The 25,422-nt window shown below is 68.9% G+C and carries 22 protein-coding genes; 7 read left to right on the top strand and 15 right to left on the bottom strand.

From position 1 onward, the window contains the following. Positions 1-35: 35 nt before the first annotated feature. The 6 genes from L1081_RS18830 to L1081_RS18805 form a co-directional block, all read right to left on the bottom strand. A complete protein-coding gene (locus L1081_RS18830; protein ID WP_489413534.1) occupies positions 36-1,235 on the bottom strand; it encodes an ATP-binding protein in 1,200 nt (399 codons plus the stop codon). A 7-nt stretch (positions 1,236-1,242) separates the two neighbouring features. After that, positions 1,243-1,965 (bottom strand): response regulator, encoded by a 723-nt coding sequence (locus L1081_RS18825; protein ID WP_012745423.1) that lies wholly within the window; start codon positions 1,963-1,965, stop codon positions 1,243-1,245. Further along, complete coding sequence (locus L1081_RS18820) at positions 1,962-3,668, bottom strand: tryptophan 7-halogenase (protein ID WP_489413533.1); 1,707 nt, start codon at positions 3,666-3,668, stop codon at positions 1,962-1,964. The genes L1081_RS18825 and L1081_RS18820 overlap by 4 nt, the downstream gene beginning before the upstream one ends. A 6-nt stretch (positions 3,669-3,674) precedes the next feature. After that, positions 3,675-4,523, bottom strand: coding sequence for a beta-ketoacyl synthase chain length factor (locus tag L1081_RS18815; protein WP_489413532.1), 849 nt, complete (start codon positions 4,521-4,523; stop codon positions 3,675-3,677). 112 nt (positions 4,524-4,635) lie between these two features. Continuing rightward, complete coding sequence (locus L1081_RS18810; RefSeq protein ID WP_489413531.1) at positions 4,636-5,832, bottom strand: beta-ketoacyl-ACP synthase; 1,197 nt, start codon at positions 5,830-5,832, stop codon at positions 4,636-4,638. Between the two features lie 129 nt (positions 5,833-5,961). Beyond that, a complete protein-coding gene (locus tag L1081_RS18805; RefSeq protein ID WP_489413530.1) occupies positions 5,962-7,329 on the bottom strand; it encodes an AmpG family muropeptide MFS transporter in 1,368 nt (455 codons plus the stop codon). A 76-nt stretch (positions 7,330-7,405) separates the two neighbouring features. Between L1081_RS18805 and L1081_RS18800 the strand changes: the two genes are divergently transcribed. Further along, positions 7,406-8,272, top strand: a complete 867-nt coding sequence (locus tag L1081_RS18800; protein ID WP_489413529.1) for a M48 family metalloprotease — start codon at positions 7,406-7,408, stop codon at positions 8,270-8,272. 19 nt (positions 8,273-8,291) lie between these two features. Here the strand turns inward: L1081_RS18800 and L1081_RS18795 are convergent, their stop codons facing one another. The 4 genes from L1081_RS18795 to L1081_RS18780 are packed head-to-tail and all read right to left on the bottom strand — an operon-like array spanning position 8,292 to position 13,150. Continuing rightward, positions 8,292-10,277, bottom strand: coding sequence for a DUF4034 domain-containing protein (locus L1081_RS18795; RefSeq protein WP_489413528.1), 1,986 nt, complete (start codon positions 10,275-10,277; stop codon positions 8,292-8,294). A gap of 37 nt (positions 10,278-10,314) precedes the next feature. Then, positions 10,315-11,097: a DUF1266 domain-containing protein gene (locus L1081_RS18790; RefSeq protein WP_489413527.1), complete on the bottom strand. Its 783-nt coding sequence runs from the start codon at positions 11,095-11,097 to the stop codon at positions 10,315-10,317. After that, positions 11,091-12,335, bottom strand: coding sequence for a hypothetical protein (locus L1081_RS18785; RefSeq protein WP_489413526.1), 1,245 nt, complete (start codon positions 12,333-12,335; stop codon positions 11,091-11,093). Before L1081_RS18785 ends, L1081_RS18790 begins: the two co-directional genes overlap by 7 nt. Positions 12,336-12,346: 11 nt before the next feature. After that, positions 12,347-13,150, bottom strand: a complete 804-nt coding sequence (locus L1081_RS18780) for an exodeoxyribonuclease III (RefSeq protein WP_489413525.1) — start codon at positions 13,148-13,150, stop codon at positions 12,347-12,349. 12 nt (positions 13,151-13,162) lie between these two features. On the opposite strand from L1081_RS18780, the gene pyrE reads away from it, so the two are divergent. Together pyrE and L1081_RS18770 are read left to right on the top strand one after the other, a co-directional pair. Continuing rightward, entirely contained in the window at positions 13,163-13,846 is a 684-nt protein-coding gene (pyrE, locus tag L1081_RS18775) for an orotate phosphoribosyltransferase (protein ID WP_124958378.1), read from the top strand. Between the two features lie 73 nt (positions 13,847-13,919). Then, a complete protein-coding gene (locus tag L1081_RS18770; RefSeq protein ID WP_489416815.1) occupies positions 13,920-14,540 on the top strand; it encodes a DUF4124 domain-containing protein in 621 nt (206 codons plus the stop codon). Between the two features lie 9 nt (positions 14,541-14,549). On the opposite strand, the gene gatB is transcribed toward L1081_RS18770, so the two are convergent. From gatB to gatC, 3 genes are read right to left on the bottom strand one after another with little or no spacing between them, the layout of a single operon-like run. Next, entirely contained in the window at positions 14,550-16,040 is a 1,491-nt protein-coding gene (gene gatB, locus L1081_RS18765) for an Asp-tRNA(Asn)/Glu-tRNA(Gln) amidotransferase subunit GatB (protein ID WP_489413524.1), read from the bottom strand. Between the two features lies 1 nt (position 16,041). Continuing rightward, a complete protein-coding gene (gene gatA, locus L1081_RS18760) occupies positions 16,042-17,529 on the bottom strand; it encodes an Asp-tRNA(Asn)/Glu-tRNA(Gln) amidotransferase subunit GatA (protein ID WP_489413523.1) in 1,488 nt (495 codons plus the stop codon). Further along, positions 17,526-17,825, bottom strand: coding sequence for an Asp-tRNA(Asn)/Glu-tRNA(Gln) amidotransferase subunit GatC (gatC, locus tag L1081_RS18755; RefSeq protein WP_145742864.1), 300 nt, complete (start codon positions 17,823-17,825; stop codon positions 17,526-17,528). Before gatC ends, gatA begins: the two co-directional genes overlap by 4 nt. A gap of 215 nt (positions 17,826-18,040) precedes the next feature. Here gatC and L1081_RS18750 point away from each other — a divergent pair, with 215 nt between their 5' ends. The 4 genes from L1081_RS18750 (at position 18,041) to mrdA (ending at position 22,754) form a co-directional block, all read left to right on the top strand. After that, the gene (locus L1081_RS18750) at positions 18,041-19,084 is read left to right on the top strand and encodes a rod shape-determining protein (protein WP_007833435.1); all 1,044 of its coding nucleotides are present in this window, start codon (positions 18,041-18,043) and stop codon (positions 19,082-19,084) included. 85 nt (positions 19,085-19,169) lie between these two features. Then, positions 19,170-20,129, top strand: coding sequence for a rod shape-determining protein MreC (gene mreC, locus L1081_RS18745; protein WP_489413522.1), 960 nt, complete (start codon positions 19,170-19,172; stop codon positions 20,127-20,129). Continuing rightward, the gene (gene mreD, locus L1081_RS18740; protein WP_124958383.1) at positions 20,126-20,647 is read left to right on the top strand and encodes a rod shape-determining protein MreD; all 522 of its coding nucleotides are present in this window, start codon (positions 20,126-20,128) and stop codon (positions 20,645-20,647) included. Before mreC ends, mreD begins: the two co-directional genes overlap by 4 nt. A gap of 139 nt (positions 20,648-20,786) precedes the next feature. Then, entirely contained in the window at positions 20,787-22,754 is a 1,968-nt protein-coding gene (gene mrdA / locus L1081_RS18735) for a penicillin-binding protein 2 (RefSeq protein ID WP_489413521.1), read from the top strand. A 44-nt stretch (positions 22,755-22,798) separates the two neighbouring features. Here the strand turns inward: mrdA and fahA are convergent, their stop codons facing one another. Then, positions 22,799-24,073: a fumarylacetoacetase gene (gene fahA, locus L1081_RS18730; protein ID WP_489413520.1), complete on the bottom strand. Its 1,275-nt coding sequence runs from the start codon at positions 24,071-24,073 to the stop codon at positions 22,799-22,801. Between the two features lie 28 nt (positions 24,074-24,101). Then, complete coding sequence (hmgA, locus tag L1081_RS18725; protein WP_489413519.1) at positions 24,102-25,415, bottom strand: homogentisate 1,2-dioxygenase; 1,314 nt, start codon at positions 25,413-25,415, stop codon at positions 24,102-24,104. Positions 25,416-25,422: the final 7 nt, after the last annotated feature.

Genomic DNA, 25,422 nt, shown 5'->3' with positions numbered 1-25,422 from the left:
CTGACTTGCCCCGGTGCACCCCCCGGGGCGCGGGCTTAGTGCGCGGGCGCGCTCGCCGGCAGACGGATCACGAAGCTCGCGCCGCCCTCCGGGCCGTCTTCGCAGCGCACGCTGCCGCCATGCCGCTCGGCGATCGACTTCACCAGCGCGAGCCCCAGGCCCACGCCGCCGTTGCGCTCGCTGGCGCCAGGCAGCCGGTAGAAGGGCTCGAAGATGCGTTCGCGCAGCGCCGGTGGCACGCCCGGGCCGCGGTCGGTGACGCGCACCGTGGCAAAGCCGTTGGCGCTGCCGAGCTCCACCCTGATCTCGCCCGCGCCGTAGCGGCGCGCGTTCTCGAGCAGGTTGCGTATCGCGCGGCGCAAGAGGCGCGAGACGCCGGGCACGGTGAGCCTGGCGTTGTCGGTGCCTTCGACCAGGTCGAGCTCGGCATTCACCTGCGAGCACTCCTCGGCCGCGAGCCCCGTGAGGTCGACCGCCTCGATGGTGCCCATGTCGGCTTCGCTCGCGTCGAGCCGGCTGGCCAGCAGGATCTCGTCGATGAGCTGGTCGAGCTCGCCGATGTTGCGCGAGATTTCCTCGCGCGCCTTGGGGCTCGGGCGCTCGCCCATCAGCTCCAGGCCCATGCGGATGCGGGTGAGCGGCGAGCGCAGCTCGTGCGATGCATTGGCCAGGAGCGACTTGTGCGAACGCACCAGCTGTTCGATGCGTTCGGCCGACGCGTTGAAACGTTTGGAGAGATCAGCCACTTCGTCCTGCCCTTCTTCGGTCACGCGCGCCGAGAGATCGCCCTCGCCCCAGCGCTGCACGCCGCGCTGCAGCGACTCCAGCCGCTGGGTGAGCCGCCGCACGATCGGATACACGCCCAGCGCCACCGCAATGCCCACGAGCGCGATCATCCAGCCCAGGCCGAACGGCGTGCGCCAGGGCGCGAACCCGCCGGTGCCCGAGGGCCGGTCGCGCGGCGCCACGCGCAGCGTGAGTGCCTTGCCGTCGCTGAGCGTCACGTCGAACTCCAGCCCCTGGCCCGGCACGCGCAGCGCCTTGCCGGTGCCGATGGGCGTGTCCTGCGCATCGAGCACCACCACGTTGCGCGGCACCGGCGCCAGGCGTTCGCGCTCGGCCTCGGCCGCCTCGCGCACGATCCAGTTGGCCATCAGCGTGAGGATGACGACGCCGCCCACCACCGCGAGCCAGATGCGCACGTAGAGATGGCGGGAATAGAGGCTGCGCAGCATCGGCCGGTCAGTCCTGCTGCTTGGCGAACACGTAGCCCACGCCGCGCACCGTGAGGATGCGCTTGGGGTTCTTGGCGTCGACCTCGATGGCGGCGCGGATGCGGCCCATGTGCACGTCGATCGAGCGGTCGAAGGCCTCCAGCTCGCGGCCGCGCACGGCCTCCATGATCTGGTCGCGCGTGAGCACGCGCCCGGCGCGCTCGGCCATGGCCACCAAGAGGTCGAACTGGTAGGAGGTGAGGTCGGCCAGCGCGCCGCCCACCGACACGGTGCGCGCGTTGCGGTCGATCTCGAGCGTGCCGAAGCGCATCACCGTGCTGGCTTCGGTATCGGCATTGTTCTCGCTGCGGCGGCGCAGCACCGCGCGGATGCGCGCGAGCAGCTCGCGCGGCTCGAAGGGCTTGGGCAGGTAGTCGTCGGCGCCGATCTCCAGGCCGATGATGCGGTCCATCGGATCGCCCTTGGCGGTGAGCATCAGCACCGACACCTTCGAAGCCGGAGGCGGCAGCGAGCGGATGCGCCGGCAGATCTCCAGGCCGTCGGTGTCGGGCAGCATCAGGTCGAGGATCACGAGGTCTGGCGCGTGCTGCTGCAGCTGCTCGAGGCCGCTCGCGCCGTCGCCGGCATGCGTGAAGAGGAATCCCGACTGCGTCAGGTATTCGCCCACCATCTGTGCCAGGCGGGCGTCGTCTTCGATCATCAGGAGCTGGGGGGTACTCATGCGCTTCATGGTCGTGCACGGGGGGCAACGGGGCTTGAACGCTCCGTAAAGTTGGGTAAACGCGGCTTCCGGCTGTCCTCCGGAAGTGCTGCGAAAAGCATAGCGCCGTCTTGCGCGCCAGCGGGCAGGCCGGCGATGTTTTCCTCAAGCAGCGAGGGCAGGGCGCAGCCGCCCAGGTCCGCATTGTCCGCCCGTGCGCGCGCGAGGATCTCGCCGGCCAGCTGGCGCAGCTGCGCGGCCGAGGCCCGGATGCGCGCTTTGAACGCGGCGTCGCCCATCCGCGGGTCCTTCAGGCTGCGGTTGAGCTCGGCGAACCAGGGCATGGCGGCCTGGTCGAGCATCACGGGCGCGTTGCGCCTGGCACTGGCGGCGGACCAGCTGCGCAGCAGCTGCTGCACCGCGAGGTTCAGGCGCTGGCAATGCTGCAGTTCTTCCTTCAGGCTGCCCAGCAGCATCAGGTCGGTGAGCCGCTGCTGGAAGAAGATCTGCGACAGCACGCCCCAGTAGTAGGCATAGTCCCAGATGACTTTCACCGGCAGCACTTCGGGGTCGCCGAACAGCGGGTACTGGTCCTGGTAGAGCGCCAGTGTGCTGTCGTAGAACGAGTGGTAGATCTGGTCGTAGAGCTGCGCGCGGGCTTCCACCGGGCGGCCCGCGCGGTCGTGCGCCACCAGGTCGGCGATGTAGGTGTTGCTGATCGCGATGAAGTCGCTGCCCGGCGAATAGAAGGGGTCGAGGAACAGGCCGGCCTCGCCCGTCAGGGCCCATCTCTGGCCCGAGAACACTTGCCTGCATCCGTGCGAGAAGTGCTTGAGGAACGCGAAGTCCTGCAGCAGGTGCCGCTTGCCGTCGAGCGCGTCGTACAGCCGCGGCTGGTAGGTGGCGAACCACTGCATGGCCTTGTCGAAGGTGTCGATGGTGTCCAGCGGATGCAGCTTCGGGTCGGCCACGATGCCCACCGAATGCGAGCCCGAGGCCAGCGGAATCAGCCAGGCCCAGTAGCCCGCGCCCACCAGGTGGTTGGTCGAGAGCCAGCGCGCCTGCGGATCGCAGCGCCCGCGCCAGGTGGCGTCGTCGCTCCACTCGTCGATGGCAATGCGCTCGCCGATGCGGAACCACACGGCATTGACGTCATGCGCGTTGGCCTCGGCCAGGCCGAGCTTGCGCTTGAGCAGGCCGGCGCGCCCGCAGGCATCGACCAGCCAGCGCGCCTCGGCGTTGTGGGTTTCGCTGCCGCGCGTCCATTCGAGCCGGTGCAGTGCGTCGGCGTCGGGGGCCAGCTCGACGCGGCGCACCAGCGCGGCATCGTCGAAGCGCACGCCGCGCCGCACGGCCTCCTCGGCCAGGTAGTTCTCGAAGATGCCGCGGTCGATCTGGTAGCTGGGCACCGCCAGGTAGCGGCTGGCGCCGATCTCGGTGACCTGGTCGATGTCGCGCCGGCCCTCGCTGAAGAAGAAGCGGAAGCCGAACTTGCGCAGCTGTGCGCCGTCCATGTGGGGCTTGAGGCCGAGCACCGTGTCGAAGTAGTGCGCGCCGATCTCGACCGATGACTCGCCCACCTTGTGCGCTGCATGCGGCACCGGGTGCGTGCGGCGCTCCAGCACCAGCACGTCGATGTCCTGGAAGCGCTGCTTCAGCTGCAACGCCAGGGTCAGCCCCGCGAGCCCGCCGCCCATGATCACTGCGTCACATCGTTGCGCAGTGCCGGTCATGGAGCCTCAGTCCCGGATCGGCCGCAGTTGCAGCCGCAGCGACAGGGTGGCGGAAAGCGGCAGGCCGATGGGCGGCGGCGGGCCGTCTTCGTCCAGCCGCGCCAGCGCTTCGAACAGGCCGAGCGCATGGGCCATCGGGTTGATGTGCGCCAGGGTTTTGGCGGCGTCGGAAAGCGGCGCCGGCGCGGCGCCGTCGCCACCGCTGTCGTCCACCGACCAGTCGAGTGCGGCCACGCTGCGCGCCGTGCGCCCGGGTGCGATCACCAGCGCCACGGCCAGCAGGCCCTGGCTGTCGGTCACCGAGGTCAGCGGGCCCACCGTTGGCGTGTCGTAGCCCACCAGCAGCACCGGCGACTGGTCGGCCGCGCATTGCACGGCCGCTTCGAGCAGGCCGGCCGCAAAGCTGTTCTCGTAGGCCGAGACCGAGTTGCTGGCCGCCATGCAGCCGGTGCCGATGGTCCAGTAGCCCACGGCCGCGTTGTGCACCGAGTTGTGGAAGCGCGTGGGCGACAGCACGGTGGGGTCGGTGGCCAGCGTGCTGCACATGTAGTCGTTGATCGACAGGTCGCCATGCGCCGAGACGAACACGCAGGGCACGTCGGCCGCGTTGCGGCCCGAGCCCGCCATCGACGCGGCGGCCACTTCGAGCGCCAGCGCCACGGTGTCGGGCGCGCGGCGGCGCTCGGCCGGCGCCAGCACCTGCGGCGACGGCCGCTTGGCCGGCGGATCGGCCAGCCCGCCTTCGCCGCGGAAGGCGGCGCGCGCGGCGTCCCAGCCGGGCAGGGTGGGCGTCCAGAAGGCCGGGCCTTCGATGTAGAGGGTCGGGGGCGTGGGAGCGCTCATGCGGGCTGTCATTGGGGGGATTCTTCGCGAAACACCGTGGAACCGGCTTTGCCGGGCCACCGGTGTTGCCCCCGGTAGGGGGAAGGAGGAGCGACACGAAGTGCGCGGAGCCTGGGGGCGAGCTTCATTTTTTGCCGAACACGAGCGAGCAGTTGTTGCCGCCGAAGCCGAAGGAGTTGGTCAGCGCATAGCGCACCTCGCCATGCGCGGGCGCGAGCCGGATCTGCGGACCGAAGCCGGCGTCGAGCTGGTTCGTGTTGACCGTGCCCGGCATCAGGCCGCGCTCGATCGCGAGCAGGCTGATCACCGACTCGACGATGCCCGCCGCGCCCAGCGTGTGGCCCATGAAGCCCTTGGTCGAGCTGGCATGGGTGCGCGCCGGAAAGCGCCGCGCCACCAGCGCGCCTTCGACCTCGTCGTTCTTCTGGCTCGCGGTGCCGTGCATGTTGATGTAGTCGATCGCCTCGGGCGCGAGGCCCGCGCGCGCCAGCGCCTCGTCGAGCGCGCGTTCGGCGCCCAGGCCCCCGGGGTGCGGCGTCGACATGTGGTGCGCATCGCTGGCTTCGCCGTAGCCCAGGAGCCGCAGCGGCGTGGCGTCGTCGTCCTGCACGCGCTCCACCAGCGCGAAGCCGGCCGCCTCGCCGAGGCTGATGCCCTTGCGGCTCGCATCGAACGGCCGGCACGGCTCGCTCGACACCAGTTCGAGCGAATTGAAGCCGAACAGCACACTGCCGCACAGCGTGTCGACCCCGCCGACCACGGCAGCGTCGGCCAGGCCCAGGCGGATCAGCCGCTCGGCCGAGGCGAACACCTTGGCACTCGACGAGCAGGCCGTGGAAATCGTTTCGCTCGGCCCGGTGAGCCCGAGCACCTGCTGCACGAACATGGCCAGCGAGTGCGGCGTGTGCACGGCCGCACGGCGCTGGTCCATGGGAAAGAGGCCGTCGGCGTCGAGCTGGGTGTAGGCCAGCTCGGTTTCGCCAATGCTGGAGGTCGAGGTGCCGAGGATCAGCGCGATGCGCGACGGGCCGTACTTGGCCCGCGCGGCCGCCACCGCTTCGGGAAAACCATCCGCGTGCAGGCCCAGCCAGGCCAGCCGGTTGTTGCGGCAGTCCCACGAGGCCAGCGCCTCGGGCAGGCGGATGTCCTCGAGCCCGTCCACCCGGCCGATCCAGGTGGGCAGCGGCGCATCGCCGAAATCGTTGGCGCGCAGGCCGCTGCGCGAATGCTCGAGCGCCTCGGCGAGCGGCTCCTTGCCGACGCCGACGGCCGAAGTGGCCGTGAAGGCGCTGATCTGAAGGGGAGAAATGCGGGGCGGCACGTTGCTTGTGGGTTGGCGGACGGAAGGTGAATGGTCGCTCTGGGAGCGAAGCGGAGGTAACCAGAAAGTGACAGCCTACCAGTTGCGCGGGCCCCGCAGCGTCAGCTGTTTTCCTATAGGGCCCGTGCCCTATTGACGCCCGGCCGGGGCCTTGGTGGTGGTAATGCGGGCGGCCAGCGCCACCAGCAGCAGCACCGGCACGCCCAGAAAGGCGGTGGCGGTGAAGAACTGGGCGTAGCCGTGGCTGTCGACGAAAGCACCCGAATAGCCGGCAATGAACTTCGGCAGCAGCAGCATCAGCGAGCTGAACAGGGCGTACTGCGTGGCCGAATAGCTGATGTTCGTGAGGCTCGACAGGTAGGCAATGAAGGCCGCCGAGGCAATGCCGCCGGCCAGGTTGTCCGCCGACACCACCGCGATCAGCGCCGTCAGGTCGTGCCCGCGCGAGGCCAGCCAGGCGAAGAGCAGGTTGCTCGCGGCGCTGAGCACCGCGCCCAGCATCAGCACGCGCATCACGCCCAGGCGCATCGACAGCACGCCGCCCACGAAGGCGCCGGCCAGCGTCATCACCACGCCGTAGATCTTGCTGACCGTGGCCACCTCGTCCTTGGTGAAGCCCATGTCCACGTAGAAAGGGTTGGCCATGATGCCCATCACCACGTCGCTGATGCGGTAGATCGCAATCAGCGAGAGGATCAGCGCGGCCTGCCACTTGTAGCGGCGGATGAAGTCGGCAAAGGGCTCGATCAGCACGCTTTGCAGCCATTCGGCCGCGTTCCTCGCCTTGGGCAGCACGCGGCGCACCGGCTCGGGCGACAGCAGCACGGTGAGCACGCCCACCGCCATCGAGGCCGCCATCACCAGGTAGGCCGTCTTCCAGGCGCTGTTCTGGTAGGCCGCCGCACCCGTGGCGCCAGCCACCGGCGCCACCTCGGCCCAGGCCGCCACCCACAGTACGCCGGCGCCGGCCCAGATCATCGCCAGGCGGTAGCCGGTCTGGTAGGCGGCGGCGAGCGCGGCCTGCTTGCGCGTTTCGGCCGACTCGATGCGGAAGGCGTCCAGCGCGATGTCCTGCGTGGCCGAGCCGAAGGCCACCAGCAGCGCGCACCAGATCAGCGGCGCGAGGCCCTGGCGCGGATCGTTGAGTGCCATGCCGACCAGCCCCGCGACCACCATCCCCTGCGCCAGCAGCAGCCAGCCGCGCCGGCGTCCGAGCAGCGTGGTCAGCGGCGGCAGCGGCAGCCGGTCGACCAGCGGCGCCCAGACCCACTTGAAGCCATAGGCCAGGCCCACCCAGCTCAGGTAGCCGATGGTGGTGCGGTCGATGCCCGCCTCGCGCAGGCGAAAGCTCAGCGTGCCCAGCACCAGCAGCAGTGGCAGGCCGGCGGAAAAGCCCAGCGCCAGCATGCGCAGCGTGGCGGGCTCGAGGTAGACCTTCAGCGCATCGCGCCAGGGCAGGGAAGGGGCGGTGGAGGTTTCGGCGGGCTGGGCAGACATGAACTTCGGATTGTCCATGAGCGCGCGCCGCCTGCCGAGCCGTCTTTTTGTCGGCAATTGTTCCTATGATCCGCGCATGTGCACACGATGCGAGCTTCTCCTTTCTTCCGCGGCTTCCTCGGCGCCGCGCGCCTCCGCCTGGCAGCCGCGGCGGGCCTTCCTGCTCGCGGCGGCCGGTGCCGCGCTGGCCGGGCCGGCCCTGGCGCAGGTGAACGTGGGCAATGCCTCGGTGGCGCGCAACCTGGTGCCGGCCGACCGGATCGAAGCCGCCGGCGTGCAGCAGTACGGCCAGCTGCTCGAACAGGCGCGCGCCAAGCGTGCGCTCGCGGGCGATGGCAATGTGCAGCTGCAGCGGCTTCGCACCATCGCGAACCGGCTGATTCCCTTTGCCACGCCATGGAACTCGCGCGCGCGTGAATGGAAATGGGAGGTCAATCTGATCGGCAGCAAGCAGATCAACGCCTTCTGCATGCCGGGCGGCAAGATCGCCTTCTTCACCGGCATCCTCGAACAGCTCAAGCTCAGCGACGACGAGGTCGCCATGGTGATGGGGCACGAGATGGCCCACGCGCTGCGCGAGCACGCACGTGCCCGCATGGCCAAGAGCGCGGGCACCGGCGCGGCGCTTTCCATCGGCGCACAGCTGCTGGGCCTGGGCCAGATGGGCGACCTGGCGGCGCGCGCCGGCACGCAGCTGCTGACTCTCAAGTTCAGCCGCAGCGACGAGACCGAGGCCGATCTCGTCGGGCTCGAACTTGCGGCGCGCGCGGGCTACGACCCGCAGGCCTCGGTGTCGCTCTGGAAGAAGATGGCCGTGGCCTCGAAGAACCAGGGCGGGCTGAGCTTTCTGTCAACTCACCCGAGCGGGCCGGACCGGATCCAGAAGCTCGAGGCCAACCTGCCGAAGGTCGAGGGGCTTTACAAGGAAGCCAGGCGCAGCTGAGGCATGGCGCCCCCGCGCGTCAGACCATCGCGTTGTCTGCGCCCGGGATCTCGTGCGCCTTGATGCCCTTGCGGTGCAGCTTGAAGTTGAGCTTGGCGATGAGGCCGTCCTCGTGGTGGATGCGCGTCATGTTCTTCACATAGCCGTCGTCGGGCGCCACCGCCTGCGCTCCGAGGATCCAGCGCACGCTCTCGCGGTAGTCGTAGAGCTGCTTGTCGGAGGGGTCGGCCAGCAGGCCCGACAGCGCCGCCATGGCCGCCGCATTGCCCTGCTGCGCGTGCTCGCGCACCAAGTCCACGTAGCGATGCCGTGCCGGAATCTCGTCCAGGTCGCCGATGAACATCAGCATGCCTTCGAGTCCGTCGGTGTGCCCCATCTCGTGCGCCTTGCGCATCGCCTCCACGGCCTCCAGCATCAGCTGCCCGCGCTCGGCGGGGTCCTTTGCGGCGAGCGAGATGTTGTAGCAGGCGTAGCCCAGCTTGTAGGCCCCCATGTTGCCGCCGTCCTCGGCGGTCTTGCGGTAGTAGGGAATGGCCTGGCTCAGATCGGGTGCGACATGCACGCCGTCTTCATGGAACAGCCCGAGCAGGTAGTCGCAGGAGTCTCCGCCCGCCGCCTGGCCCATCGTCGCCAACGCGAAGGCGTCGGCCTCGCGCCCGCCGTACCGGAGGGCGGACGCCAGCTTGTTCCATGCCAGCGTGCCAGGCGCGCGCATGCGGGCGAGTTCGAGCCAGGCCTGGCCCGCGGGCTCGTCGGGCACGAATCCAAGCACGCCCTTCAGGCTGCAGTAGCCGTGCAGGATCATCGCGGCCGGGCATTCCCCGGCATTGGCGCTGCGCACGACGGCCTGGCCCAGCCAGGACGGGTCCTGCGGCTCGAGCTGGCAGGCCAGCAGCACCGCGAGGGACATCGCGTGGTCGTCGTCGATGGGCGCGTGGACCTCGGCTTCCTTCAGGCAGGCGAGCGCCTGCGGCCGCTCCTCGCGGCCGTAGTGGCTCTTGGCGATCCAGTACAGCGTTTCCCAGCGGTGGTAGGGGTGGAGTGCCTCGCCCGCGCGCTGGCGGGTCGCGGCCATCCACCGGCGCACGTCCTCGGGGTCGTCGTCGCCGTCGACCTCGTTCTCCAGGTAGTCGTCGCGCCAGATCTCGTGCCGCAGGCGGTCTTTCTCGATCTCGCTCAGGTGCGCACAGGCCGGCGACGCGATGAAGGCGCGCACCCGGTCATGGCTGCCGCCCCAGCGCGGCTGCATGAACCAGATGCACTGGCGCAAAAAGAAGAACAGCCGCGGATGGATCTGCATCGTGGCGTGCATCCAGTACTGCTTGCCGGTCAGCATCTTCTTGCCCTGCATCGGCGATGGCAGCGCCGCGGGCGCGCTCGACGGACAGGCGATGCGTTCGTCCGCCTGCAGGCCGGAGCGCGCGAGCATGGCCAGCAGTTCCTCGCGCGCCTCGGGGGACATGCCTTCGAGCGGCAGGTCGTGGACGAGCGGGGCTTCGGGCCCGCGTCCGCTGCGCACGAGCTCGGTGAGCCAGTCGGGCTCGTCGAAGGCCGACACGCTCTGCATCATCAGTGCGGTGGCGTTCCACAGGGTGGCCTCGCGCTCGAGCGAGCGCATCGCCGACACGGCCGCATGCGTGGCGCAGGCGTGGGCGCAGGTCCATCCCAGGTCGGTCACCGAACCGGCCCAGCCCGAACCGCGGTATTCGTAGGCCCAGTGGAACCAGTAGTGCGCCTCGCACAGCCATGCATGGGCCGACTGCGGGCGCGCGGCCTGCCAGGCGCGCAGCCGCGCCAGGCCTTCGGCGCCGGCCCCGGTGCAGCCCTCGAGGTCGGCGGGCAGGGCGCCGTGGTAGCGCTCTTCGGCGGCGCGGTCGTGGAAGCTCGCGGCCAGCGCCTCGTCGAACAGGCGGTCGAGCGTGGCGTGCTCGCCCGCGCGCAGCAGCGCATCGACGTCGCAGATCTTCCATGGCGAGGGAACGGACGGGATCGGGTTCGTGGTCATGGTTCGTAGCGAATGGAGGAAAGGAACGCCGGCCGTCTCAGGCCGGCAGCGGTTGCGGATCGAAGATGCGGTAGCGCTTCCAGGGCAGCATGAGCCAGCTGCCCTCGACGTTGCGCAGGTGCTCGCGCACTTCCGTGGTGGCGCGCGTGGAGGCGGGGCCGTCCTGGGTGCTGATGCGCAGCCAGTGCTCGCGCGCCCGTGCATAGGCCAGGCCGAAATCTTCCCAGCTGTCGAAGCTGTCCTGCGCACGCTGGGCGTTGAGGAACAGCACGGGCCACGCCTGCGCCTCGGGCACCCAGCCGAGCAGTGCGATGCAGCGCACCAGGAAGGCGGTGCGCGCGCAGTCGAAGGCCAGCGCGTCGCGCACACGGCCCTGGGCCGCGAGCTGCTCGTAGAAGCCATCGTGCGAACGGCCGAGGCCACCGACCCAGCCGGTGAGCGCGGCCTGCATGCGCGCGGGAATGGCAGCGGCGGGCAGGTCGGCGGGGAAGTTCATTTCCCTCAGCACCTGGCGCGCGAGCTGCACACGCTTTTCGGCGGGCAGTTCGAGCGCGAGCGTGTCGCCGTTGCACGGCAGGCCATTGCGAATCAGCAGGATGTCCGCGAGCGCAAGGGCCCAGCGGCGCCTGTTGGGCAACGCGTTGTCGGCTGCGGCGCGGGCGGCGCGCAGTGCAGGGTCTTCCCTGGCGGGGGCAGCGCCCTGGCTGCCGGGAGCGGTTGTTTCGCGGTCCTCGCGCATCAGGCCGGACAGCACGACGGCCACGCGCCACGCGAAGAACAGCAGGCCCAGCCCCACGAGCCACAGCAGCAGCTTCAGCATGGCAGTGCGCCCGGGGCGATGGCCGTGAACGGAATGCCCTCGATCTCGCAGGCCGCGGCCGGCAGGTCGCGCAGCATCGGCGGCAGCGATTTTTCGGGCAGGGTCAGCCGCGCGGCCGCGGCAACGGCCGGATCGACATACCGCAGGCGGCCGAGCTCGTGGGGCGCAATGCGCAGCAGCAGCCATTGCAGTGCGGCCGGCGGGCGTTCGAAGTGTTCGATCAGGTGGAAGTTGGCACTCATCACGCTGAGCAGGAAGCCGGCGTCGGCCACGTCGGTCACGAATTTCCACTGGCCGGCCGCGCTGCCTCCGGCCGGCGCGGCCGCATCGGGCTCGAACACCAGGCCCATGCCTTCGCAATCGGCATGGCGTTCGCCGCGCGGTGGCAGGGCGCGCAGGAACTGCAGCACGTCGTCGGCGTACTTGCGGACGGGGTGGCGGTTCTGCTTGCCCTTGATCTGGTCCACGCGCAGGCCGTCGGCGGCCACGCCGAGGCTGATCGTCACATGCGGCAGGTTGCCCGCGCTGCGCAAGGTGAAAAGACGCAGCCGGCCGTCCTGCGCGGCCTGCGCATACTGCTCGCCATAGCCGCCGCTGAGCTTCTTCAGGCTCGCGAACTGTCCGAGGCAGTGCTGCATGTGGTAAGACTCGTAGGCCATCTCTTCGCGCAGCGCTGGATGGCTGCCATCGAACTCGAAGAAGGTGCCGTTGGGCGTGCGCAGCACTTCGCGCAGCGCGAGCCCGCTGCTGGGCACCCAGCCCTTGCTGCGCCGCGCCTGCATGCGCTGGTGCTCCCGCTCCCACATCGCCAGGGCCATGAAGCAGGTGATGCGCTGCAGCTTCTGTTCGAGCCGCGTGCCGCGCCGCGCGCGCAGGAACTCGACCAGCACGCGCTCGCGCTCGATCAGCAGCAGATGGTCGGGGTCGAGGTAATGGCAGGCCGGGGGCTGTGCATCGGCGCGCGGCTGCAACCGCCTGGCCAGCCACTCGGGCGCCAGCCTGCCGGGGCCCGCCGCCGCGAGGTAATCGGCCATCGAGTGCACCGGCAGCACGTGCTCGAAGCTGCCGATGGCCCAGCGAAAGAAATGATTGCGCAGCCAGGCCGCCATGTCGGCGTCGTCGCCGCGCTCGGTGCTGCGGCGTGCGATGGCCGCCTTGACCGCGGGCGCGTTGACGACATCGCGCGGCAGGTAGGCCGCCGGTGGCGCGGGATCGGCGACGGGCGTGGTCAGCGGCATCGGCCAGCGGGCTACAGCGTGAAGTCGTAGTCCACCGTGATCGGCGCGTGGTCCGAGAACTTCACGGTCTTGTAGATCTGCTCGCTGCGCGCCAGCGCGCCCAGGGCCGGCGTGGCCAGGTGGTAGTCCAGCCGCCATCCCACGTTGTTGGCGTAGGCCTGGCCGCGGTTGCTCCACCAGGTGTAGGCCTCGGCCGTGGTGTCGGGCTTGAGCAGGCGGTAGACGTCCACCAGCCCCGCGCCGTCGGTGCCGGCATCCAGCAGCCGGGTCATCCAGGCGCGCTCCTCGGGCAGGAAGCCGCTGTTCTTCTGGTTGCCGCGCCAGTTCTTGAGGTCGATTTCCTTGTGGGCGATGTTGATGTCGCCGCAAAGGATGAATTCGCGCTCCTTCTTGAGCGCGGTGAGGTGCGGAAAGAACCCCTTCAGGAAGCGGAACTTGGCTTCCTGCCGCTCCTCGCCCGAACTGCCGCTCGGGAAGTAGCAGCTGATGATCGAGAGCTTGCGCTTGGGCGTGTCGAAGCGCAGCTCGAGGTAGCGGCCCTCGGCGTCGAATTCGGCGTCGCCCCAGCCCACGACGACGGCGCTTGGCGCATGCTTTGTGTAGATCGCGGTGCCGGCATAGCCTTTTCTCTCGGCGAAATGGAAATGGCCCTTGAGGCCGGCCATTTCCTCGAAGCGGCCTTCGATGTCGCTCGCCTGCACCCGGATCTCCTGCATGCAAATACAATCCGGCGCAAGTTCGGCCACCCAGTCCGCCACCCCCTTCGTGGCGGCCGAACGCAGGCCATTGAGATTGAGGCTGGTCAGTTTGAACACAAGGAATTTCCGATGGCTGTAGATGGTGTGCAAGGCAGCGCGGTGGCGCAGGATTTCGTCCAGTTCGCACTCGACGCAGGGGTGCTGCGCTTTGGCGAGTTCAAGACCAAGGCCGGGCGAATGAGCCCTTATTTCTTCAATTCGGGCCTCTTCGACGACGGCGCCAAGATCGCGCGGCTCGCCGGATTCTATGCAGACCGGCTGATCGAGAGCGGCGTCGAGTTCGACATGATTTTCGGCCCCGCCTACAAGGGCATTCCGCTGGGTGCCACGGTGGCGGCCGAACTGGCCCGGCGCGGGCGCAACCATCCCTTTGCCTACAACCGCAAGGAAGCCAAGGCGCATGGCGAAGGCGGCAACCTGGTGGGTGCACCGCTCAAGGGCCGCGTGCTGATCGTCGACGACGTGATGTCGGCCGGCACCGCAGTGCGCGAATCCATTGCCGCCATCGAAGCCGCGGGCGCCACGCCGCACGCCGTGGCCATTGCGCTCGACCGGCAGGAAAAAGCCACCGAGAACGGCGTCGACGTGGACCACAGTGCCGTGCAGTACGTGCGCAACCAGCTGGGCCTGCAGGTGGTGGCCATTGCCACGCTCGACGACCTGCTGAACTACCTCTCGGGCAGTGCCGCCGCCGACCTGGGCGTGCATCGCGAGCGCGTGCTCGCCTACCGGGCGCGCTACGGCGCCAGCTGAGATCGACGCCGTGCCCAAGCGCAAGCTCGACCTGGCGGCCCGGCCGTTCGCAGCCCCCTGGGCGCTGCTGCTGATGGCCCTGTGGGCCGGCGCGGTCCCGGCGCAGCCCGCACCGGCGCCGGCCGCCGGCATCTATTCGTGCACCGACGCGCGCGGCCGCACGCTCACGGCCGACCGCCCTATTGCCGAATGCATCGACCGCGAGCAGCGCGAACTGAACCCGAGCGGTACCACGCGCCGTCGGCTCGAGCCCACGTACACCGCCCGTGAACTGGCCGAGCGCGAAGACCGCGCCCGCGAGGCCGCCTTGCAGGCCGCGCGCCTGACCGACGAACGTCGCCGCGAACGCGCACTGCTGGTGCGCTATCCCAATGCCGAGGTGCACGACCGCGAGCGCGCCGAAGCGCTGGTGCAGATCGACGCGGTGATCCAGGCCGCGAAGAAGCGCCTGGCCGAACTCGCCGAAGACCGCAGGAAGGTCGACGAGGAGCTCGAGTTCTACAAGCACGATGTGAGCAAGGCGCCCGGTGCCGTGCGCCGCAAGCTCGAGGACAACGCGCAGAGCGTGGCGGTGCAGAACCGCTTCATCGGCGAGCAGGAAGACGAGAAGAAGCGCGTCAACGCGCGCTTCGACGAGGAGCGCACGCGCCTCAAGCAGCTCTGGTCTCCCCAGAACGGCATCAGCAAACGCTGAGGGCCGGCGTCAGCCCAGCTTTGCCTTGAGCAGTTCGGTCACTTGCGCGGGGTTCGCCTTGCCGCCGCTGGCCTTCATTACCTGGCCCACGAGGCCGTTGAGCGCCTTTTCCTTGCCGCCGCGGTATTCCTCGACGTTCTTCGCGTTCTTTGCGATCACTTCGTCCAGGATTTTGTCGAGCGCGCCGGTGTCGCTCATGGGCTTCAGGTCCTTGGCCTCGATGATCGCGTCGACGTCGCTGCCTTCGCCGGTCCAGAGCGCGTCGAACACCTGGCGCGCGGCGTTGTTGGGCAGCGTGCCGTCGGCAATGCGCCCGACCAACTGCGCCAGCTGCTGCGCCGTGACGGGCGCGGCCTCGATGCCGATCTCCTGCGCGTTCAGGCGGCGCGCCATTTCGCCGGTGATCCAGTTGCTGGCCAGCTTGGGCGTGGCGCCGGCCTTGACCGCATCGTCGAAGTAGCGTGCGAGCGCCGGGCTCTGCGTGAGCTGCGCCGCGTCGTATTCGGACATGCCGTGGTCGCGCACATAGCGCTCGGCCATGGCGCGCGGCAGCTCGGGCATGGTGGCGCGCACGCGCTCGATCCACTCGGCCTCGATGGCGAGCGGCGGCAGGTCCGGGTCGGGAAAGTAGCGGTAGTCGGCCGCGTCTTCCTTGGTGCGCATGGTGCGCGTCTCGCCGGTGTCGGGGTCGAACAGCACGGTGGCCTGCTCGATCTTGCGGCCGTCCTCCAGCTCGTTGATCTGCGAGTTGATCTCGTAGTCGATCGCCTGCTGCATGAACTTGAAGCTGTTCAGGTTCTTGATCTCGCGCCGCGTGCCGAGCTTCTCGCCGGGCTTGCGCACCGACACGTTGGCGTCGCAGCGGAAGCTCCCTTCCTGCATGTTGCCGTCGCAGATGCCGATCCAGGTGACGACCTTGTGCAGCTCGCGCGCATAGGCCACGGCCTCGGCGGTGGAGCGCATGTCGGGCTCGGTCACGATCTCCAGCAGCGGCGTGCCGGCGCGGTTCAGGTCGATGCCGCTCTGGCCGATGAAGTTCTCGTGCAGCGACTTGCCCGCGTCTTCCTCGAGGTGGGCGCGCACCAGGCGCACGGTCTTCTTTTCCTGGCCGAGGAAGAACGAGACCGCGCCGCCCTGCACGACCGGGATCTCGTACTGGCTGATCTGGTAGCCCTTGGGCAGGTCGGGGTAGAAGTAGTTCTTGCGCGCGAACACGCTGCGCGGCGCAATGTGCGAGCCGAGCGCCAGGCCCAGCTTGATGGCGCGCTCGACCGCGCCCTTGTTCATCACGGGCAGCGTGCCGGGCAGCGCCAGGTCGACCGCGCAGGCCTGGGTGTTGGGCTCGGCGCCAAAGGCGGTGGAGGCGCGGCTGAAGATCTTGCTCGCGGTCGAGAGTTGCGCGTGCGTCTCGAAGCCGATGATGACTTCATAGCCGCGCACCAGCGGGCCGGTCGGGCGGCCTTCCTGCTGTGCTTCGAAAGTGTTCACGGGTTCGCTCATTTCAAAAGCCCTCCGGCGTGCGCGTGTGCCAGTCGGTGGCCTGCTGGAAGCGGTGGGCCGCGTTCAGCAGCTTCGCTTCGCCGAAGTAGTTGCCGATCAGCTGCAAACCGACGGGCATGCCGGAGTCGAAGCCCGCGGGCACGCTCATGCCCGGCAGGCCGGCCAGCGAGGCCGGCAGCGTGAAGATGTCGGCCAGGTAGTCGGCCACCGGGTCGCCGCCGTGCTCGCCGATCTTCCAGGCGGTGGTCGGCGCGGCCGGGCCGGCGATCACATCGCACTGCCTGAAGGCCTGCTGGAAATCGTCGGCGATCATGCGGCGCACCTTCTGCGCCTGCAGGTAGTAGGCGTCGTAATAGCCGTGCGAAAGCACGTAGGTGCCGATCATGATGCGGCGCTTGACCTCGTCGCCGAAGCCTTCGGCGCGCGTGCGCTCGTACATCTCGGCCAGGTCTTTGTACTGCTTGGCGCGGTGGCCGAACTTGACGCCGTCGAAGCGGCTCAGGTTGCTCGAGGCTTCGGCCGCGGCCAGGATGTAGTACACGGGAATCGACAGCTCGGTGAGCGGCAGCGACACCTCGACGCGCTTCGCGCCGAGCTTCTCGTACTGCGCGAGCGCCGCATCGATGGCCGCGCGCACGCCGGGCGCAACGCCTTCGCCGAAGAACTCCTTCGGCACGCCGATGCGCAGGCCTTCGAGCGAATCGTTCAGCGAGCGGCCGAAGTCTTCGGCGGGCCGGTCGAGCGAGGTCGAGTCGCGGTCCAGGTCGGGGCCGCAGAAGGCCGACAGCAGCAGCGCGCAGTCTTCGGCCGAGCGGGCCATCGGGCCGGCCTGGTCCAGGCTCGATGCGAAGGCCACCATGCCATAGCGCGAGGCGCGGCCGTAGGTCGGCTTGATGCCGGTGATGCCGCAGAACGAGGCCGGCTGGCGGATCGAGCCGCCGGTGTCGGTGCCGGTGGCCGCGGGCGCGAGGCGTGCCGCCACGGCCGCCGCGCTGGCGCCCGAGGAGCCGCCCGGAATGCGCTCGCGGTTCCAGGGGTTCTGCACCGGCACGGCCTTGTCGTGGCCCACGGCGGGCACGGCGACGTTCTCGTTGGCCGAGCCCATCGCGAATTCGTCGCAGCTGAGCTTGCCCAGCGTCACTGCGCCGGCCTCGGCCAGGCGCTTGACCACGGTGGCGTCGAAGGGCGAGCGGTAGCCCGCGAGCATCTTGGAGCCGGCGGTGGTGGCGAAATCGGTGGTGACGAAGATGTCCTTGTGCGCAATCGGCACGCCGGCCAGTGCGGGCGCGTTGCCCTTGGCAATGAGCGCGTCGGCCGCGCGGGCCTGGGCCAGCGTGACTTCCTCGTTCACGTCGACGAAGGTGCCGAGCGACTGATGGGCCTTCATGCGGCCCAGAAAAGCCTGGGAAGCCTCGACGGCGGAAATCTTGCGGTCGGCCAGGGCCTTGGTCAGGGCGACCACGCCCATTTGATGCAATTCGCCGCTCATTCGATCACTTTCGGCACCAGGAACAGGCCGGCTTCGACGGCCGGGGCGCTCTTCTGGTTGGCTTCGCGGTTGTCGGGCTCGCTCGCCACGTCGTCGCGCAGGCGCAGCGTGATGTCCTCGACGGCCGCCACCGGATGGGCCAGCGGCTCTACCCCCGTGGTGTCGACCGAACGCATGCGTTCGACCAGGTCAAAAAAGCCGTTGATCTGGCTGAGCATGCGCTCGCTTTCGTCGGAGGCAAGCTGCAGCCGTGCCAGGGAGGCAATGCGTGCAATATCTGAGGCGGAAAGTGACATGGGTCGGACCGGCCGAAAAACCGGAAGTAATCGCACGCCGGAGAGGGTGCTAACACAGGAATCAGAGGGGATTCGGGTATTATCCCGCCTTTGCCGCAACCCCCGCGAACGCGCCGGCTTTTGCGCCAAAAACGATCAATTCACCCCCGTCATACGACCCAAAAAACAGAGCGACGACCTGCCGACGCGCAGGCGTGCTCCAGAGGATTCCGCACATGTTTGGAGCTTTCCGTCGGTACTTTTCCACCGACCTGGCGATCGACCTCGGCACCGCCAACACCCTGATATTTGCCCGCAACAAGGGCATCGTGCTGGACGAACCCTCGGTCGTCGCCATCCGCCATGAAGGCGGCCCCCACGGCAAGAAGGTGATCCAGGCCGTCGGCCGCGAGGCCAAGGCCATGCTGGGCAAGGTGCCCGGCAACATCGAAGCCATCCGCCCGATGAAGGACGGCGTGATCGCCGACTTCGTGATCACCGAGCAGATGATCAAGCAGTTCATCAAGATGGTGCACCCGCGCACGCTGCTCACGCCGAGCCCGCGCATCATCATCTGCGTGCCCTGCGGCTCGACCCAGGTCGAGCGCCGCGCCATCAAGGACGCGGCCGAGGCGGCAGGCGCCACTTCCGTCTACCTGATCGAGGAACCCATGGCCGCGGCCATCGGCGCCGGCCTGCCTGTCAGCGAGGCCTCGGGCTCGATGGTGGTCGACATCGGCGGCGGCACCACCGAAGTGGGCGTCATCAGCCTGGGCGGCATGGTCTACAAGGGCTCGGTGCGCGTGGGCGGCGACCGCTTCGACGAAGCCATCATCAACTACATCCGTCGCAACTACGGCATGCTGATCGGCGAGCCGACGGCCGAGGTCATCAAGAAGAACATCGGCTCGGCCTTCCCGGGCTCCGAGGTCAAGGAGATGGAAGTCAAGGGCCGCAACCTCTCCGAAGGCGTGCCGCGCAGCTTCACCATCAGCAGCAACGAAGTGCTGGAAGCCCTGACCGATCCGCTCAACAACATCGTCTCGGCCGTGAAGAACGCGCTGGAGCAGACGCCGCCCGAGCTGGGCGCCGACATCGCCGAGCGCGGCATGATGCTGACCGGCGGCGGCGCGCTGCTGCGCGACCTGGACCGCCTGCTGGCCGAGGAAACCGGCCTGCCGGTGCTGGTGGCCGAAGACCCGCTGACCTGCGTGGTGCGCGGTTGCGGCATTGCGCTGGAACGCATGGACCGCCTGGGCAGCATCTTCACGAGCGAGTAAAAGGCGTAAGCCATCATCGGCCGGCCTCTGCTTGCGCAGGCCGGCTTTTTTGCCATCTGACGTTGCACACAGCCAGGCCTGAACCATGCCCTTGGGCACGCTCGATCGCACAGCCCCACCCCTGTTCAACCAGGGGCAGTCGGCGCTCAGCAAGCTGATCTTCTTCGGCGCGCTCTCGCTGTTCCTGATGGTGGCCGATGCGCGCTTCCATCTGGTTCAGCCGCTGCGCGCGGCCGTCGGCGCGGTGCTCTATCCGGTGCAGTGGCTGGCGCTCAAGCCGGTGCAGATGGTGGTTGGCGGCAGCCGCTATTTCGAAGACCTGCAGACGGCCCAGCGCAACGAAGACGAGGCGCACAAGGCGCTCATGCTGCAGGCCGAGCGCGCGAGCCAGGCCGACACGCTCGCGCAGGACAACGCGCGGCTGCGCGCGCTGCTCGAACTGCGCCAGACCACCCAGGCCCCGGGCCGGGCGGCCGAGGTGCTGTACGACGCGGCCGACCCCTACACGCGCAAGATCGTCATCGACCAGGGGCTCACGCAGGGCGTGGCCGCCGGCTCGCCCGTGATCGACGCGCACGGCGTACTGGGACAGGTGACGCAAGTGCAGCCGTTCACGAGCGAGGTCACGCTGGTGATCGACCGCGATCTTTCCATTCCCGTGCAGAACACCCGCACCGGCGTGCGCAGCGTGGCCTTCGGCGACGCGTCGGCGCATGGCGGCGGACTGGAGCTGCGCTTCATGGCCGCCAATGCCGACCTGCAGGAGGGCGACCTGCTGTCCACCAGCGGCGTCGACGGCGTTTATCCGCCCGGCCTGCCGGTGGCGAAGATCGAGCGCATCGAGCGCCGGGCTGATTCGGCCTTTGCCCGCATCTACTGCGTGCCGCTGGCCCATGTGACCGCCGCGCGCTACGTGCTGGTGCTCGCGCCCACCGGAGCACCCTCGGCACCGCCGCCCGCGGCGCCTGCGGCAGCGGTGCGCAAGAAGCCCGAGGCCAAGCCGGCCGCCAAAGCGGACAAGAAAGCCGCGGAGCCCACCCGATGATCAAGCGTCCAGGACAACAGCAGCTCCTGCTGCCCGTGAGCCCGCTGTTCATGTGGGCGAGCCTGGTGGTGGCGCTGCTCATCAACATGATCCCGATCGGCCGCGCCGCGTGGATGCCCGACCTGCTCGCGCTGGCCATCGTGTTCTGGGGCGTACACCAGCCGATGCGCGTGGGCATCGGCGCGGCCTTTGTCTTCGGGCTGTGCATGGATGTGCACCAGGCATCCATGCTGGGCCAGCATGCGCTGTCCTACACCACGCTGGGCTTCTTCGCGATCACCATCCACCGGCGCCTGCTGTGGTACCCGGTGGCCTCGCAGGCGCTGCAGGTGCTGCCGCTCTTTGCGTTGTCGCAGCTCATCGAGGTCATCACGCGGATGGTCGGCGGCGGCGTGTTCCCGGGCTGGAGCGTGCTGATCTCGCCGGCCGTCGAGGCTGCGCTGTGGCCGCTGGCCACCGCCTTGCTGCTCGCGCCCCAGCTTCGCACGCCGGACCCCGACGAGAACCGGCCGTTATGAGCTCACCCCCAGTCTTCGCGCACTTCGTGTCGCTTCGCCCACCCCCTCGCCGGGGGCAACACCAGCGGCCGGGCAAAGCCCGTTCCGCGGTGTTCCACGACAGATCTGCGCTGCTTTTGAGCGCCTAAGCTCGCATGCCATGACCGAAATCCGCAACGTCGCCGCCGATCTCGCGCGCTTCAAGCGCCGCGTGGTCGTGATCGGCCTCGTGGTGCTCTTTGCATTCGGCCTGCTCGGCGCCCGCCTGTTCTACCTGCAGGTGGTGCGGCACGAAGACCTGGCGGAGCAGGCCGAGAGCAACCGCACGGCCATCGTGCCCGTGGTGCCCAACCGCGGCCTCATCCTCGACCGCAACGGCATCGTGCTGGCCTCCAACTATTCGGCCTACACGCTGGAGATCACGCCTTCGAAGGTGGGCGACGTCGAGGAGACCATCGAAAGCCTGACCCAGGTGCTTGAGGTTTCCCCGCGCGACCGCCGCCGCTTCAAGCGCCTGCGCGAAGACTCGCGCAGCTTCGATTCCATTCCGATCCGCACCCGCCTGAGCGACGAGGAAGTCGCGCGCTTCGCTGCGCAGCGCTACCGCTTCCCGGGCGTGGAAATCAAGGCCCGGCTGTTCCGCAACTACCCGCACGCCGAGCTGGCCTCGCACGTGCTCGGCTACATCGGCCGCATCAACCAGCGCGAGAAGACCGCGATGGAAGACTGGGCCGAGGAAGACCAGGCCAACTACAAGGGCACCGACTACATCGGCAAGCTCGGCATCGAGCAGAGCTACGAGAAGACGCTGCACGGCCAGACCGGCGTCGAGCAGATGGAAACCTCGGCCGGTGGCCGCGCGGTGCGCCGGCTCGCCAGCCACCCGGCCACGCCTGGCAACACCGTGATGCTGTCGCTCGACATCAAGCTGCAGAAGCTGGTGGAAGACATGTTCGGCGACCGCCGCGGCGCGCTGGTGGCCATCGACCCCAAGACCGGCGAGGTGCTGGCCTTCGTGAGCAAGCCCACCTTCGACCCCAACCTGTTCGTCGAAGGCATCGACACCGAGAGCTGGCAGGCACTGACCGAATCGCTCGACAAGCCGCTTTTGAACCGCGCGCTGCGCGGCACCTACCCGCCCGGCTCCACCTACAAGCCCTTCATGGCGCTCGCGGCGCTGCAGACCGGCAAGCGCGGCCCGAACGTGGTGGTGAACGATCCCGGCTACTTCAACTTCGGCGGCCACCGCTTCGGCAGCCCCGAAGGCAACATCGGCGGCGTCGACATGCGCCGCTCGATCCAGCTGTCGAGCAACATCTACTACTACTCGCTGGCCAACGAAATGGGCGTGGACCTGATCCACGACTTCATGAAGCCGCTGGGCTTCGGCCAGATCACCGGCATCGACCTGGGCGGCGAGGTGCGCGGCGTGCTGCCGAGCACCGAATGGAAGCGCAACGCCTACAAGCGGCCCGAGCAGAAGAAGTGGTACGCGGGCGAGACCATTTCGCTGGGCATCGGGCAGGGCTACAACACCTTCACGATGCTGCAGCTCGCGCAGGCCACGGCCATCGTGGCCGACGGTGGCTTGAAGCGCAAGCCGCACCTCGTGCTGGCCACGCGCAACACCGTGAGCGGGCAGGTGGTGCCGCTGCCCCAGCCGCCGGCCGAGAACCTGGGCTATACCGCGGCCAACATCGCGGTGATTCGCGAGGGCCTGACCAGCGTGGTCAGCAGCGGCACCGCGCGGGGCGTGTTCGCGGGCGCGGGCTACCAGGCGGCGGGCAAGACCGGCACCGCGCAGGCCGTGACGCAGGCGCAGAACACCAAGTACAACGCCAAGGCGCTCGAGGAGCACCAGCGCGACCACGCACTGTTCATGGCCTTCGCCCCGGCCACCGACCCCAAGATCGCGCTGGCGGTGATCGTCGAGAACGCCGGCTGGGGCGCGGGCGCAGCGGCGCCCATTGCCCGTCGCGTGTTCGACTACTGGCTGATGGACCAGTATCCGAGCGAAGCCGACATGGCGGCCGTCAGGATCGGCAAGGCTACGGCGCCGATCGGCAAGCCGCGCGTGGCGAGTGAAGTGGCCTGGCCCGCGGCGGCCTCTGCCGCAACCGCACCTTGAATCCTGCTCCCTCTCCCAGAGGGAGAGAGGACAACACGCAGACCTCAGGCGGCCACCGTGCCGCTGACCTCGCCCAGCCCGATGCGCACCGCCCCCGCGCGCTCGCAGTAGCCGCGGATCACCAGCGTATCGCCGTCCTCGAGGAAGGTGCGCTTCTCGCCATTGGGCAGCGTGATCGGCTGCTTGCCGCCCTGCGTGAGCTCGATCAGCGAGCCGGCCTCGTCGGGCCTGGGGCCCGACAGCGTGCCCGAACCCAGCAGGTCGCCGGGCTGCAGGTTGCAGCCGTTCACCGTGTGGTGCGCCACCAGCTGCGCGGCGGTCCAGTAGGCGGCCTCGGTGGTGTTGCCGCGCGTGAGGCGCGCGGGCGCCACGCCTTCGGCGCGCATCTTCGCGGTCTGCAGCAGCACCTCGAGCGTGATGTCGAGGGCGCCGCTCTCGCGATTCGAGGGCGCGTCGAGGTACGCGAGCGGCTGCGGATCTCCCGCGGGCCGCTCGAACCTGGCACGGAACGGCGCCAGCGCTTCCATTGTGACGATCCACGGCGACAGCGTGCTCGCGAAATTCTTCGAGAGGAAGGGGCCCAGCGGCTGGTACTCCCAGGCCTGCAGGTCGCGAGCCGACCAGTCGTTGAGCAGCGCCACGCCGAACAGATGGTCCTCGGCCTCGCCGATGGCAATCGGCTCGCCGAGCGCATTGCCGCGGCCGATGAAGAAGCCCAGTTCCAGTTCGTAGTCCAGCCGCTTCGAGGGACCGAAGCCGGGCTCGGCCGCATCGGGCGCCTTGGTCTGTCCCTGCGGCCGCTTGAAGGCCTGCCCGCTCACGCCGATGGACGAGGCGCGGCCGTGGTAGCCGATCGGCACCCACTTGTAGTTGGGCATCAGCGGCTGGTCGGGGCGGAACAGCTTGCCGATGGTGGTGGCGTGGTGGATGCCGGTGTAGAAGTCGGTGTAGTCGCCGATGCGGCAGGGCACGGTCATTTCGACCTTCGATTGCGGCAGCAAGGCTTTGGACCATGCGGCCTGCTGGCCGCTGCCTTCGGCGAGGCCCGCGGAGATGGCTGCGCGCAGGGCCTGCCGCTCCTTCACGCTCGCGCTCATCAGCACGTTCATGTCGTCGGTGTCGACAAGGCCGGCCGCCTTCAGGTCGAGCACCTGGTCGCCGATGGCCACGCCGATGCGGAAAGCCTCGCTGCTGCTGCCCGCCGCGCGGAAGCGGCCGAAAGGCAGGTTCTGGATCGGGAAGTCGCAGCCGGCTTCGTTGGCGGAGGCGACCCAGCTGCGCAGCTTCGGGTCATGGGTGGCGTTCAGTGCGGTGGTCATGGATGTCTTTCTGTATTTGAGTCGGCGGTCATGCCTTGAACTGGTCCTGGAGACCGGCCCAGCAGTCGGCGTAGTCGGTGTCGAGCGCGGGGCTCTTGAGCGCGAAGTTCGTTGGAATGAAGCGGTAGCGGCTCTCGAACATGAAGGCCAGCGTGTTGTCCAGCTTGTGCGGCTTCAGGTCGGCGTGCGTGGCCTTGTCGAAGGCTTCCTCGTCGGGGCCGTGCGGCACCATGCAGTTGTGCAGGCTCGCGCCGCCGGGCTTGAAGCCGCCCGGCTTGGCGTCGTATTCGCCGAACACCAGGCCCATGAATTCGCTCATGAGGTTGCGGTGGAACCACGGCGGACGGAAGGTGTTCTCCATCACCATCCAGCGCGGCGGGAAGATCACGAAGTCGCAGTTCGCGGTGCCGGGCGTGTCGCTCGGCGAAGTCAGCACGGTGAAGATCGACGGATCGGGATGGTCGAAGCTGATCGAGCCGATCACCATGAAATTGGCCGTGTCGTATTTCACCGGCGCCAGGTTGCCGTGCCAGGCGACCACGTTGAAGGGCGACTGCCTGGCCGGTGCCTTCCAGAAGCGGCCGCCGAATTTCTTCACGAGTTCGTAGGCGCCTTCTTCGGATTCGAACGCTGCCACGGGCGCCTGGAAGTCGCGTGCGTTGGCCAGGCCGTTGGAGCCGATGGGGCCGAGTTCGGGCAGGCGGAAATGCGCGCCGTAGTTCTCGCAGACGTAGCCGCGCGAGAGACCGTCGGGCAATGCCACCTTGAAGGCCATGCCGCGCGGCAGCAGCGCGATCTCGCCGGGCTTCACGTCGAGCACGCCGAGCTCGGTGGTGATGACGAGGCGGCCCTGCTGCGGCACCACCAGCATCTCGCCGTCGGCGTTGACGAAGGCGCGGCGCTCCATCGAGCGGCCTGCGAGGTACATGAGCGAGCCGATGCCCACTTGCGATTCGGCATCGCCGTTGGCCGCGATGGTGCGCATGCCGTCGATGAAGTCCGCTTCGGCCGCGCCGGCGTCGAGCGGCAGCGGATGCCAGCGCAGGGGCTCGGGCGGCAGCGCGATCTCGCGGTCGGCGCCGGTGGTCCAGTGCGCCTGCGCATACGGCTGGTAGCGGCCCGAGACCACCGAAGGCTGGCGGCGATACAGCCAGGTGCGGCGGTTCTCGTGGCGCGGCGCGGTGAAGGCGGTGCCCGAGAGCAGCTCGGTGTAGAGGTCGAAGGGCGCGCGCTGCGGGTTGTTGCGGCCCTGCGGCAGGGCGCCGGCAACGGCTTCCGAAGCGTACTCGTTGCCGAAGCCGCTCTGGTAGCGCGGCTCGGTATTGGCTGTTGGATGGGTCATGGTGTTC

The organism is Variovorax sp. MSC1_012 (assembly GCF_023667525.1).
Taxonomy (GTDB): Bacteria; Pseudomonadota; Gammaproteobacteria; order Burkholderiales; family Burkholderiaceae_C; genus Variovorax; species Variovorax beijingensis_B.
Note: the sequence above shows the minus strand (reverse complement) of the source record. Positions and strands in the feature narration are given on the sequence as shown.